Genomic DNA, 12,824 nt, shown 5'->3' with positions numbered 1-12,824 from the left:
GGTCCGACAGCCGCTCACCCGCAGGCGCCCTGACCTGCCCCACCCTCGCCACACACAAGACAACGAGACACAGCTGCCTAAGTCACCAGCATTGGTCCTAAGACCCCTCGTGACCTGCGGTGACTCAGCCGGCGGAGGGCAGGCCGAGCAGTGCGTCGGTGTACTTCAGGACGGCCAGGAGCAGGCCGATGACACCGAGGGCGACGCCCGCCCAGGCGACGGACTTGATCCAGGGGGCCTGCGGCCGGGTCGAGCCGCCGAAGGCGGGGCGGGCCAGCACGACGACGCCGGTGACCAGCGCGGCCAGCGCGAACAGGCCGGCCCACAGCGCGGTGGTCTGCCAGGCGTCGCCGTAGACGGACTGGATCTGCTGGGCGACGCTCGCGGACGTGGAGGTCTCCAGCTGGCCGACGAGGGTCTGGCGGGCGCCCGCGACCGTGCCGATCCAGCTGCCGGTGAGCGACACGAAGCCGAGCGCGGCGGAGACCACGGCGCCCGCGCCCTGGCCGACACCGGTGGGGCCGTCCGCCGTGGTGTCACCGTCCTCGGCGGCCGGCTCGGCACCGTCCTCAAGGTCGTCGTCGGCCCCGGTCACGGCCTCGGTCACGTCCTCGGACGCGTCGGTCTTGGTGATGTCCACCGCCTGGTCGTCGCTCTTGGCCTCGGTGCCGGGCTCGGTGCCGGGCTCGTCAACAGTCTTGGTTCCCATACCTCGCACCGTACGGACGCTCTCTGAGAGGTCCCTTAATGATCGTTGTGAGCGGCACGCGCGCGTGCGGTGCGCCACTCCTGGGCGAGCACGGACCACACTTCGAGGTCGTGCCGCACCCCACGATAGGGGTAGGCCTCCCGGCGCACACCGTCGCGGGTGAACCCGAGCCGACGGGCGACGTTCAGGCTGTTGGTGTTGCCCGCCGAGGCGACCCACTCCACGCGGTGGATGCCGCGCCGCTCGACGGCGAAGTCGATCAGCTCCCGCATGGCCCGGGTGACGAGGCCGCGCCCGGTGCCGGCGGGTTCCAGCCAGCAGCCGACCTCGCAGTTGGCCTGTTCGGCGTCGAAGTTCAGGAAGAGCACTCCGCCGACCAGTTCGCCGTCCAGCCAGATGCCGTGCAGCGAACCGGTGTCGGCGGCGCGCATGTCGGCGTACCGCTGGAGCACCTCGCGGGAGCCGGCCACGTCGACGGCCTTGGAGGCGAACGGGATGAACTCGTTGATGAAGTCGCGGCCGCGCTCCAGGTGGGCGAGGAACTCCTCGGCGTTCCACGGGTCCAGGGGCCGCAGCTCGGCTCCGTCGTCACCCAGCGATATCGCGTACATCCGGTTCCCGCTCCTTCTCCAGCGCCTCGGCCGCCTCGACCACCTCGGGGGCCTCGGTGAGCCTCTCATGGACCGCGCGGGACTCGGGCGGCTCGATGCTGATGCGCGGCAGGTGTTTGTCGAGCCGACGCGGCAGCCACCAGTTGGCGCCGCCCAGCAGGTGCATCAGCGCGGGCACCAGCAGGGTGCGCAGGACGAAGGCGTCCAGGGCGACGGCGGCGGCGAGCGCGATGCCGAACATGGCGATCACGCGGTCGCCGCTGAGGACGAAGGCGAGGAAGACCGAGATCATGATGACCGCGGCGGAGTTGATCACCCGGCTGGTCTCGGCGAGCCCGACCCGGACGGCCCGCCGGTTGTCGCCGGTCTCCAGCCACTCCTCGTACATCCGGCTGACCAGGAAGACCTGGTAGTCCATGGAGAGGCCGAAGAGGACCGACACCATGATCACGGGGAGGAAGGGTTCGATCGGCCCGGCCCGGCCGAGCCCGAGCAGCTCGCTGCCCCAGCCCCACTGGAAGATCGCGACGACGACCCCGAAGGCGGCGGCCACGGCGGCCACGTTCATCACGGCGGCCTTGAGCGGGATGCCCACGGACCGGAAGGCGAGCAGGAGCAGCAGACAGCCCAGCCCGATGACGACGCCGACGAACAGCGGCAGCTTGCCGACGATGACCTCCGCGAAGTCGTCGTAGCCCGCCGTCACCCCGCCGACCTGGACGTCGAGGGAGGTGCCGGCCTCGGCCCGGGGCAGCACCTCGTCGCGCAGCCGGTCGACGAGTTCGCTGGTGCGCTGGGACTGCGGGGCGGACTCCGGTACGACGGTGAGGTACGCGGTGTGCCCGGCGGAGTCGAAGGTCACCGGGGTCACGGAGGCCACGCCCTCGGTGGCGCGCAGGGTGGCGTCGAGGTGGTCGAGGGCGAGCCGGTCCTCGGCGCCGGCGACGCGGGTCACCAGGGTCAGCGGGCCGTTGACGCCGGCGCCGAAGCCGTCGGACAGGAGGTCGTAGGCCTGGCGGGTGGTGGCCGACCGCGGGTCGTTGCCCTGGTCGGAGGTGCCCAGGCGGAGGGAGAACGTCGGCAGGGCGAGGACGGCGATCACCACGAGGGCGACGGTGCCGAGCAGTTTGGGGTGGCGCTCCACGAACGCCGACCAGCGGGCGGCGAGGCCGGTCGGCAGCTCCGGCTCGGGTCCGTGCTCGGCGAGCCGGCGCCGTTCGCGGCGGCTGAGGGCGCGCGGGCCGATGAAGGACAGCAGGGCGGGCAGCAGGGTCACGGAGGCGGCGACCGTGAGGACGACGGTCAGGGACGCGGCGATCGCGACGCCGTTGAGGAAGTCCAGGCGCAGGATCAGCATCCCGAGCAGGGCTATGCAGACCGTGGCGCCCGCGAAGACCACCGCGCGTCCGGTGGTCGCCACGGCGTCGGTGGCGGCCTCGGTGACCGTGAGCCCGCGTTTCAGGCCGCGCCGGTGCCGGGTGACGATGAACAGCGCGTAGTCGATGCCGACGCCGAGCCCGACGAGCATGCCGAGCATGGGCGCGAAGTCGGCGACGGTCATGGCGTGCCCGAGCAGCACGATCCCGGCGTAAGCGGTGCCGACGCCGACCAGGGCGGTGGCGATGGGCAGCAGCGAGGCGGCGAGCGAGCCGAAGGCGAGCAAGAGCACGACCGCGGCGACGGCCACGCCGACGACCTCGGCGAGGTGGCCGCCGGAGGACTTGGTGAGGGCGATCGCGCTGCCGCCCAGCTCCACCTGGAGCCCGTCGGACTCGGCGCCCTTGGCGGTCTCGACGACGGCCCGGGCCTCGCCCCGGTCGATGTCCTCGACGCGGTCCTCGAAGGTCACGGTGGCGTAGGCCGTGTGGCCGTCCTCGCTGATCTGCGCGGCGCCCTGGTCGTCGTAGGGGCCGGCGATGGAGGCCACGCCGGGCAGGCCGGCGATCCGCTCCAGGGTGTCGGTCATGGTCTGTTCGACGTCGGCGGCGCGGACGGTGCCGGAGGCGGTGTGCCAGACGACGGTGTCGCTGTCGCCGCCGAGTCGCGGGAAACCCTCGGTGAGCAGCTGGGTGGCGCGTCCTGACTCGGTGCCGGGGACCTCGTAGTCGTTGGAGTACGCGGAGCCGGTGGCGACGGCGGCCGTGGCGGTGCCGACGAGGGCGAGGAGCCAGAGCACAACCGCGATCAGGCGGTTGCGGACACACCATCGTGCGAGGGCTGCCACTGACGTGCTCCCGGGGGTGAATTGTGGATCTTTGACCGGGAAACAGCCCGCAAAGAACGTATGAGGGATCTGGGGTCACTCTTGCAGGCGCACGAGATCGTTTGCCTCGATCGTGGGCCTTTTCACAAGAGTGGGAGGCAGATCACAGGACAATAACGGCGGCTGTGTCAGGGCACGTCAGTCGGCCTGGTCGCCGAACGCCATCACCATCACGCCGACGATGAGCAGCCACAGCGCGCGCCGGGTACGGCCCCGGGAGCCCAGGAACGCGGCGAGGGCACAGACGGCCGCGCCCAGGGCGTAGGCCACCGGGACGAGGGCCGGGGCGGGGCCGGTGAGGCGCAGCAGGGAGGCCGCGAGGCCGGCGAGGGTGAGCAGGGCGCCGGTGCCGGTCGCCGTCCAGCGGGCCCGGCGGGCGTCGTCGGGGCCGTACTCCTCGTCCTCGTCGCCTATGTCGTCCTGGGAGTCTGAGTCGGTTCGTGCACTCATGGCGGGCGAGCGTAGCGCCTTCGGCTGAGAGACCGAGAGGGGGTGCGCCGTTACCGGGCGCACCCCCTCCTGCGGATCTGCCGAGGTCAGCCCTCGCTGACCCCCAACTTCTCCAGGATGAGCTCCTTGACGCGGGCCGCGTCGGCCTGGCCGCGCGTGGCCTTCATCACGGCGCCGACCAGAGCACCGGCCGCGGCCACCTTGCCGCCGCGGATCTTGTCGGCGATGCCCGGGTTGCCGGCGATGGCCTCGTCGACCGCCGTGCCGAGCGCCGAGTCGTCGGAGACGACCTTCAGACCGCGCCGGTCGACGACCTCGTCCGGGGTGCCCTCGCCCGCGAGGACGCCCTCGATGACCTGACGGGCCAGCTTGTCGTTCAGATCGCCGGAGTTCACCAGCGCGGTGACCCGGGCGACCTGCTCCGGCGTGATCGCCAGCTCGTCGAGCGAGGTGCCCGACTCGTTGGCGCTGCGGGCCAGTTCGCCCATCCACCACTTGCGGGCGGAGGCCGCGTCGGCACCGGCGTCGATCGTGGCGACGATCGGGTCCAGGGCGCCGGCGTTGAGGATCGCCTGCATGTCGGTGGCGGAGATGCCCCACTCGGCGAGGAGGCGGTTGCGGCGTGCCAGCGGCAGCTCGGGCAGCCCGGCGCGGATCTCCTCGACCCACTCACGGGACGGAGCGACCGGCACCAGGTCCGGCTCGGGGAAGTACCGGTAGTCCTCGGCCTCCTCCTTCACGCGGCCCGAGGTCGTCGACCCGGTGTCCTCGTGGAAGTGGCGGGTCTCCTGGATGATCGTCCCGCCGGAGGACAGCACGGCCGCGTGCCGCTGGATCTCGAAGCGGGCCGCGCGCTCCACGGACCGCAGCGAGTTCACGTTCTTCGTCTCCGAGCGGGTACCGAACTTCTCGGTGCCGTTCGGGCGCAGCGACAGGTTCACGTCGCAGCGCATCTGGCCCATCTCCATCCGGGCCTCGGAGACACCGAGCGCCTTGATGACCTCGCGCAGCTCGCGGACGTACGCCTTCGCCACCTCGGGAGCGCGCTCGCCCGCACCCTCGATCGGCTTGGTGACGATCTCGATGAGCGGGATGCCGGCGCGGTTGTAGTCCAGCAGGGAGTGGGACGCGCCGTGGATACGGCCGGTGGCGCCGCCGACGTGCGTCGACTTGCCGGTGTCCTCCTCCATGTGGGCGCGCTCGATCTCCACGCGGAAGGTCTCGCCGTCCTCCAGCTGCACGTCGAGGTAGCCGTTGAAGGCGATCGGCTCGTCGTACTGGGAGGTCTGGAAGTTCTTCGGCATGTCCGGATAGAAGTAGTTCTTCCGGGCGAAGCGGCACCACTCGGCGATCTCGCAGTTCAGCGCGAGACCGATCTTGATCGCCGACTCGATGCCGATCGCGTTGACGACCGGGAGCGCGCCGGGCAGGCCGAGGCAGGTGGGGCAGGTCTGCGTGTTGGCGTCCTGACCGAGTTCGGTCGAACAGCCGCAGAACATCTTGGTCTTGGTGCCGAGTTCGACATGGACCTCGAGGCCCATGACGGGGTCGTACGACGCGAGAGCGTCCTCGTACGACACCAGGTCGGTCGTGGTGGTCACGGTGAAACTTCCCTCTCAGCCCAGCAGGACGTCGTCGTCGCCCAGCCGCTTCAGCTCGCGGTACAGGATGGCGAGGCCGGTGACGATGGCGACGGCGGACACGGTGGCGTCGATCAGGACCAGCGTGTCCTTCTCGGCGCGGGCCTTCTTGAGCCGCTTGGCGACACCGATCGCGCCGAACGCGGTCCCGGCGATGGACAGGTACGTACCGGACTTGGACTTCTTGAAGCCCTTGGCCTTGGTCAGTGCACTCACAGCGACGGAGCCTCCTCGAGGAGCGGGTGACCCCACCTTTCCACGAAGGCGGCCTCGACGGCGGCGCCGACCTTGTAGAGACGGTCGTCCTTCAGCGCCGGGGCGATGATCTGGAGGCCGACCGGGAGGTTGTCCTCCGGCGCGAGACCGCAGGGCAGCGACATGGCCGCGTTGCCCGCCAGGTTGGTCGGGATGGTGCACAGGTCGGCCAGGTACATCGCCATCGGGTCGTCGGCGCGCTCGCCGATCGCGAAGGCGGTGGTCGGGGTCGTCGGCGAGACGATCACGTCGACCTGCTCGAAGGCCTTCTCGAAGTCGCGCGTGATGAGCGTGCGGACCTTCTGGGCGGAGCCGTAGTAGGCGTCGTAGTAGCCGCTCGACAGGGCGTAGGTGCCCAGCATGATGCGGCGCTTGACCTCGGGGCCGAAGCCCGCCTCACGGGTGAGGGAGGTGACCTCCTCGGCCGAGTGGGTGCCGTCGTCGCCGGTCCGCGCGCCGTAGCGCAGGCCGTCGAAGCGGGCGAGGTTGGAGGAGCACTCGGACGGCGCGATGAGGTAGTACGCCGACAGGGCGAGGTCGAAGGACGGGCAGTCCAGCTCGACGATCTCCGCGCCCAGCTCCTTCAGCAGCGCGACGGACTCGTCGAACCGCTGGATGACGCCGGCCTGGTAGCCCTCGCCGCGGAACTGCTTGACGACACCGACGCGCATCCCGGCGACGCTGCCGTTGCGGGCGGCCTCGACGACCGGCGGGACCGGGGCGTCGATCGACGTGGAGTCGAGCGGGTCGTGCCCGGCGATCACCTCGTGCAGGAGCGCCGCGTCCAGGACCGTACGGGCGCAGGGGCCGCCCTGGTCGAGGGAGGACGAGAACGCCACCATGCCGTAGCGGGAGACCGCCCCGTACGTCGGCTTCACGCCGACCGTGCCGGTGACGGCGGCCGGCTGGCGGATGGAGCCGCCGGTGTCGGTGCCGATGGCGAGGGGCGCCTGGAAGGAGGCGAGCGCGGCGGAGGAGCCGCCGCCGGAGCCGCCGGGGATCTTGGTGAGGTCCCAGGGGTTGCCGGTCGGCCCGTACGCGCTGTTCTCGGTGGAGGACCCCATGGCGAACTCGTCCATGTTGGTCTTGCCGAGGATGACGACGTCGGCGGCCTTCAGCCGCTTGGTGAGCGTCGCGTCGTACGGCGGGATCCAGCCTTCGAGGATCTTGGAGCCGACGGTGGTCGGGATGCCCTCGGTGGTGAAGATGTCCTTGAGCGCGAGGGGGACACCGGCCAGCGGGCCGAGCTTCTCGCCCCGCTCCCGCTTCTCGTCCACGGCACGGGCCTGCGCCAGCGCGCCCTCGCGGTCGACGTGCAGGAAGGCGTGCACCTTCTCGTCGACGGCCTCGATCCGGGCGAGGTGGGCCTCGGTGACCTGGACGGCCGTGAGCTCGCCGGAGGCGATCCTCGCGGCGGTCTCGGCGGCGGTGAGCTTGATGATGTTGACGTTGTCCGTCATGGCGGTTAGTCCTCCCCCAGGATCTGCGGCACCTTGAAACGCTGCTGCTCCTGGGCCGGGGCGCCGGAGAGCGCCTGCTCGGGGGTGAGCGACGGACGGACCTCGTCCGCCCGCATGACGTTCGTCAGCGGGAGCGGGTGCGAGGTCGGCGGTACGTCTTGGTCGGCGACCTCGCTGACGCGGGCGACCGCGCCGATGATGTCGTCCAGCTGTCCCGCGAAGTGGTCGAGCTCTTCGGGCTTCAGCTCCAGACGCGCCAGCCGGGCGAGGTGGGCGACCTCCTCGCGCGTGATGCCAGGCATGCAGCGTTCCTCTGGGGTGAGTGAAAATGTGGTTTGGGCCCAATCCTAGGGGGCGGGGCGTGATGCCCGTGAAACGGTTTGCCCGGCGGGCCCCCGCCTCGGCTCTCCCGGCCGCCGCGGACGTCGCCGAAGCAGGCAGCACGGCCGCTCACCCCTTCGTCTGGGCCGAACGGGTGAGCGGGCGGCCCGGCGACCGGGCAGGCGGGCGGTCGGGCCGCCCGGCAGCCGTCGGCCAGGAGTGGTCAGTCGTCGGTGGCGGCCGCGGGCAGGGCGGCGGCCGGGCGTTGCCAGCCGCGTGAGCCGCGGGCGCGCAGCCACGCCGTCGTCTCGTCGGGGGGCATCGCCGCGGCCACCAGCCAGCCCTGGACCGCGTCACAGCCCAGGTCGCGCAGGCGTTCCCAGGTCTCGTCGTCCTCCACGCCCTCCGCGACGACCAGGAGCCCGAGGGAATGGGCCAGGTCCACGGTGCAGCGCACGATCTCCGCGTCCTCCGTGTCGACCGCCAGCCGCGCCACGAAGGAGCGGTCGATCTTCAGCTCGCTCACGGGAAGGCGCCGCAGGTGCACCAGGGAGGAGTAGCCGGTGCCGAAGTCGTCCAGCGACATCTTCACACCGTGCCCGGTCAGACCGTTGAGCGTGTCGGCGGCCCGCTGCGGGTCCTCCAGCAGGACGTGTTCCGTTATCTCCAGTTGGAGCGCTCCCGCGGGCACTCCGTGCCGGGCCAGCCGGGCGGCGACGGAGCCGGCGAAGCCGGGGGTGTGGACGTCACGCGGGGAGACGTTGACCGCGACCGGGACGAACAGCCCCTGCGCCCGCCACGCGGCGACCTGCCCGAGCGCCGTCTCCAGCACGTAGTCCGTGAGGTGGGGCATCAGCCCGGAGGACTCGGCGATCGCTATGAACTCGTCCGGCGGCACCTTCCCGCGCTCCGGGTGCACCCACCGGACCAGCGCCTCGAGCCCCGCCACCTGCCCGTCGAAGCGGACCTTCGGCTGGTAGTGCAGCTGCACCTCGTGCGCGTCGAGCGCCCGCCGCAGATCGCCGAGCAGCCCGAGCCGGTCGGGGGTGTTGGAGTCCCGCTTGGACTCGTACACCTCGACCCCCGTACGGTCCCGTTTGGCCTGGTACATCGCCACATCGGCCCGGCGCAGCATCCCCTCCGCGTCGAGCGCGTGGTCGGGGAAGACGGCGACCCCGGCGCTGGCCTCCAGCACGAGGGTGAGTCCGTCGAGGTCGAGCGGTGAGCTGAGCATGGAGACGAGCCCGCGGGCGACGCGGGTCGCGGAGGTCGTGGAGTCGGCGACGGGCAGTAAGACGGCGAACTCGTCACCGCCGAGCCGCGCGACCTCCGCCCCGCGCGGCAGCGCGTTGCGCAGCCGTTCGGCTATCTGGAGGAGGAGCCGGTCACCGGCCAGGTGTCCGAGGGTGTCGTTGACCGAGCGGAACCGGTCGAGGTCGATCAGCATCAGCGCCGACCGGGCGCCGATGCGCTCGGCGTCGTCCAGGGCGGTCCAGATCCGCTCCAGCAGCCACTGCCGGTTGGGCAGTCCGGTCAGCGGGTCGCGCAGCTGCTCCTCGGCGCGGGCCCGGGCTATCCACAGGGTGGAGTCGAGGGCGATCAGCGGGATCGCGAACAGGGGCAGCAGGATCGGCTTGGCCACCGCCACCACGCAGACCAGCGGGGCGATGCCGAGCAGGGCGACCGCGACCAGGCCCTGTCTGACCAGGGCGGTGCGGGCGACCGTCGGCAGTCCGCCGGAGCGCGGCGCGTGCAGGTACCAGAGCAGGACGCGGGTGACCGCGAGGTAGGCGACGGCGACCAGGACCACCTGCGGGGCGGTGTAGACCGTCCAGCTGTCGGGGTACCAGGGCCGTTCGACGGACGGCACCCGCCCGCACGCGGCGAGCAGCAGCGCGCCCGCGCCGATGCCGAGGATGTCCACCGCGCCGTGCAGGGCGCCCTGCCGCCAGCGGTGGCGCCTGGCTATGCCGACCAGGACGACGACGGTGAGGCTGACCATGCCGGCCGGTACCCAGCCGTACAGCAGCAGGACGGCGAGGGTGAGGGCGGCGCCGGAGCCGGTGCCGCCCCACCAGCGGGCGCGGCCGAGCAGCACGAGGTGGGCGACGATCACGCCGGTCAGGACGGCCAGCGACCAGCCGACCGTGCCGGACGGGAAGAGCGCGTGGCCACCGGTGAAGGCGCGGTAGAACCCGGCACCGAGGACGAACCCGGCCGCCGCGACGACCGCGGCGGGCAGTGCGGGCCAGGACAGGTGCCGGTCGGACACCGTGCCGGGCAGTCCCGAGGCGTCGGCCAGCCCGGAGGCACCGGTCAGCCCGGAGGGTCCGGGCGGTCCCGCGGCGCCGGACAGCCCGGGGGCGCCGAGCAGGCCGTGGGTGCCGTGCGGGCCGTAGGTGCCGTGCGGGCCGTAGGTGCCGTGCGGGCCGTAGGTGCCGTGCAGGCCGGGAGTGCCGTGCGGGCCGGCGGAGGTCCCGGTGGGCAGTGCGGGGGCGCGGGTGTCGAGAGCGGTGTGCGGCGGCTGCCCCGCCGCGCCCGGATGTCGCCCGGAGCGTGGCCCCCACAGGCTTCCCCACCAGACGCCGGTGACCCGGCGCAGCCGTGAGTCAGGGGCGGCGCTCTCGGTCGGTTCCATTCCCGTCCCTCTCACAGCCGGCGGTGCCCACGCCACGCGGCCCGTTGCCCGACAACCGTCAACGGCGCCGCGTCGGTAAAACCCTCCCCCTCGCTCGTCAGAAGCTCGGGGATGCCCCGACCGCAGCTGGGCACGGCAGGCGCACATCTCAACAGTAGGCCGCAGAAGGCTTCCACGGGCAGCGGTCGTCGACGGTTGCCCGAATGCGCCCCGGCCACCCGTATGCATCTGATATGCGCCGATCGGGTGGCCTTCAACCGCCGTTCCTCGCTACTCCTCGGCCTGAAGGGCGACTTCGGCGGCTGCCTCGGGGCCCTGTTCGAGCAGGACCGTGAAGCCGTCCTCGTTCAGCACGGGCACCTTGAGCTGCATCGCCTTGTCGTACTTCGAACCGGGGTTGTCCCCCACGACCACGAACGACGTCTTCTTCGACACCGAACCGGTCACCTTCGCCCCTCGGCTCTGGAGCGCGTCCTTGGCGCCGTCTCGGGTGAAGTGTTCGAGGGTGCCGGTCACGACGACCGTCAGGCCTTCGAGGGGGCGGGGGCCTTCGTCCTCCCCGGTGCCCTCCTCCACGAGGGCGACCCCGGCTTCCTTCCACCTTCGGATGATCTCGCGGTGCCAGTCCTCGGCGAACCACTGCTTGACCGCGGCGGCCACGATCGGGCCGACACCGTCGGTGTTCCTCAGCTCCTCCTCGGTGGCCTCGTCGATCCGGTCGATCGAACGGAAGTTGCGGGCGAGCGCCTCCGCCGCGACCGGGCCGACGTGCCGGATGGAGAGGCCGTTGATGAAGCGGGCCAGCGGACGTGTCCTGGCCGCCTCGATGTTCTCCAGCAGGGCCAGCGTGTTCTTCTTCGGCTCGCCCTGCTGGTTGGCGAAGACCGTGACGACCTTCTCCTCGCCCGTCCGGGGATCGCGCTTGGGCAGGCCGCTGTCCTTGTCGAGCACGTACGCCTTGATGGGCAGCAGTTGCTCGACGGTGAGGTCGAAGAGGTGCCCCTCGTCCACCAGCGGCGGGTCGGCCGGCTCCAGCGGGCGGGTGAGGGCGGCCGCGACGACGTCACCGAAGTGCTCGATGTCCAGGCACTCGCGGCCCGCGAGGTAGGAGACCCGCTCTCTCAACTGCGCCGGGCAGGTACGTGCGTTGGGGCAGCGGAGGTCGATGTCGCCCTCCTTCATGGCCTTCAGCGGCGTACCGCACTCGGGGCACTCGGCCGGCATCACGAACTCGCGCTCGGTGCCGTCCCGCAGGTCCGCCACGGGCCCGAGGATCTCGGGGATCACGTCACCGGCCTTGCGCAGCACCACGGTGTCGCCGATCAGCACGCCCTTGGCCTTGACCACCTCCTGGTTGTGCAGGGTCGCGAACTCGACCTCGGATCCGGCCACGTGCACCGGCTCGACCTGGGCGTACGGCGTGACGCGGCCGGTGCGGCCGACGCCCACCTTGATGTCGACGAGCTTGGTGTTGACCTCCTCCGGCGCGTACTTGTACGCGATGGCCCAGCGCGGCGCGCGGGCCGTGGAGCCGAGCCGGCCCTGGAGCCGGATCTCGTCGAGCTTGACGACGACCCCGTCGATCTCGTGCTCCACCGAGTGCCGGTTCTCGCCGTAGTGCGTGATGAACCGCCGTACGCCGTCGAGGTCGTCCACCACCCTGTTGTGCGGGGAAGTGGGCAGCCCCCAGGACTTCAGCAGGCCGTACGCCTCGGAGAGGCGGCCCATGCCCTCGTAGCCCTCCAGGGCGCCGATGCCGTGGACGACCATGTGCAGCGGGCGGGTCGCGGTGACGCGCGGGTCCTTCTGGCGCAGCGAACCGGCCGCCGCGTTGCGCGGGTTGGCGAAGGGCTTGTCGCCGGCCTGCACCAGACGGGCGTTCAGCTCCTCGAACTTCTCCATCGGGAAGTAGACCTCGCCGCGGATCTCCACGAGTGTGGGCACCCCGTGGCCCGCCAGCCGGTCCGGGATCTCAGCGATGGTGCGCACGTTGGGCGTGATGTCCTCGCCGGTGCGGCCGTCGCCGCGGGTCGCCGCGCGCGTGAGGCGGCCGTTCTCGTAGGTGAGGTTGACGGCGAGTCCGTCGACCTTCAGCTCGCACAGGAAGTGGTACGCGGAGGCACCCACGTCCTTGTGGACGCGCTCCGCCCAGGCGGCCAGCTCCAGGTCGTCGAAGGCGTTGTCCAGCGAGAGCATGCGCTCGCGGTGCTGGACGGCCGTGAACTCCGTCTCGTACGCGCCCGCGACCTTCTGGGTGGGCGAGTCGGGCGTGCGCAGCTCGTCGTACTGCTCCTCCAGTGCCTCCAGGGCGCGCAGCAGGCGGTCGAACTCCGCGTCGCTGATGACGGGAGCGTCCTTCACGTAGTACCGGAAGCGGTGCTCCTCGATCTGCTCAGCGAGCTGCGCGTGCTGCTCCCGTGCCTCGGTGGGCACCGTCGTCTCCGCTTGCTTGTCGCCGGCCACCGTGTTGTCCTCCC

General features: G+C 71.6%; 10 protein-coding genes. All 10 read right to left on the bottom strand.

The annotated features are described in order from the left end of the window. Positions 1-124: 124 nt before the first annotated feature. On the bottom strand, positions 125-709 hold the full coding sequence (locus ACZ6D7_RS40995; RefSeq protein ID WP_469502238.1) for a hypothetical protein: 585 nt from the start codon (positions 707-709) through the stop codon (positions 125-127). Between the two features lie 35 nt (positions 710-744). Continuing rightward, on the bottom strand, positions 745-1,320 hold the full coding sequence (locus ACZ6D7_RS40990; RefSeq protein ID WP_469502233.1) for a GNAT family N-acetyltransferase: 576 nt from the start codon (positions 1,318-1,320) through the stop codon (positions 745-747). After that, a complete protein-coding gene (locus ACZ6D7_RS40985) occupies positions 1,298-3,544 on the bottom strand; it encodes an MMPL family transporter (protein ID WP_469502230.1) in 2,247 nt (748 codons plus the stop codon). Before ACZ6D7_RS40985 ends, ACZ6D7_RS40990 begins: the two co-directional genes overlap by 23 nt. Positions 3,545-3,721: 177 nt before the next feature. Next, on the bottom strand, positions 3,722-4,033 hold the full coding sequence (locus ACZ6D7_RS40980) for a hypothetical protein (protein ID WP_469502228.1): 312 nt from the start codon (positions 4,031-4,033) through the stop codon (positions 3,722-3,724). Between the two features lie 86 nt (positions 4,034-4,119). After that, positions 4,120-5,634: an Asp-tRNA(Asn)/Glu-tRNA(Gln) amidotransferase subunit GatB gene (gatB, locus tag ACZ6D7_RS40975; RefSeq protein ID WP_469502225.1), complete on the bottom strand. Its 1,515-nt coding sequence runs from the start codon at positions 5,632-5,634 to the stop codon at positions 4,120-4,122. 15 nt (positions 5,635-5,649) lie between these two features. Beyond that, positions 5,650-5,889 carry a hypothetical protein gene (locus tag ACZ6D7_RS40970; RefSeq protein ID WP_124439028.1) on the bottom strand — a complete coding sequence of 80 codons (240 nt, stop codon included), beginning with the start codon at positions 5,887-5,889 and terminating at the stop codon, positions 5,650-5,652. Then, entirely contained in the window at positions 5,886-7,388 is a 1,503-nt protein-coding gene (gene gatA, locus ACZ6D7_RS40965) for an Asp-tRNA(Asn)/Glu-tRNA(Gln) amidotransferase subunit GatA (protein ID WP_469502222.1), read from the bottom strand. Before gatA ends, ACZ6D7_RS40970 begins: the two co-directional genes overlap by 4 nt. 5 nt (positions 7,389-7,393) lie before the next feature. Beyond that, complete coding sequence (gene gatC, locus ACZ6D7_RS40960) at positions 7,394-7,690, bottom strand: Asp-tRNA(Asn)/Glu-tRNA(Gln) amidotransferase subunit GatC (RefSeq protein WP_018531282.1); 297 nt, start codon at positions 7,688-7,690, stop codon at positions 7,394-7,396. Between the two features lie 242 nt (positions 7,691-7,932). Then, a complete protein-coding gene (locus ACZ6D7_RS40955) occupies positions 7,933-10,347 on the bottom strand; it encodes an EAL domain-containing protein (protein WP_469502219.1) in 2,415 nt (804 codons plus the stop codon). Between the two features lie 270 nt (positions 10,348-10,617). Then, complete coding sequence (gene ligA / locus ACZ6D7_RS40950) at positions 10,618-12,810, bottom strand: NAD-dependent DNA ligase LigA (RefSeq protein ID WP_469502216.1); 2,193 nt, start codon at positions 12,808-12,810, stop codon at positions 10,618-10,620. Between the last annotated feature and the right edge of the window lie 14 nt (positions 12,811-12,824).

This window comes from Streptomyces sp. NPDC041784 (genome assembly GCF_055591025.1).
The sequence above is the reverse complement of the archived record's forward strand: the minus strand, read 5'-3'. Positions and strand labels throughout refer to the sequence as shown.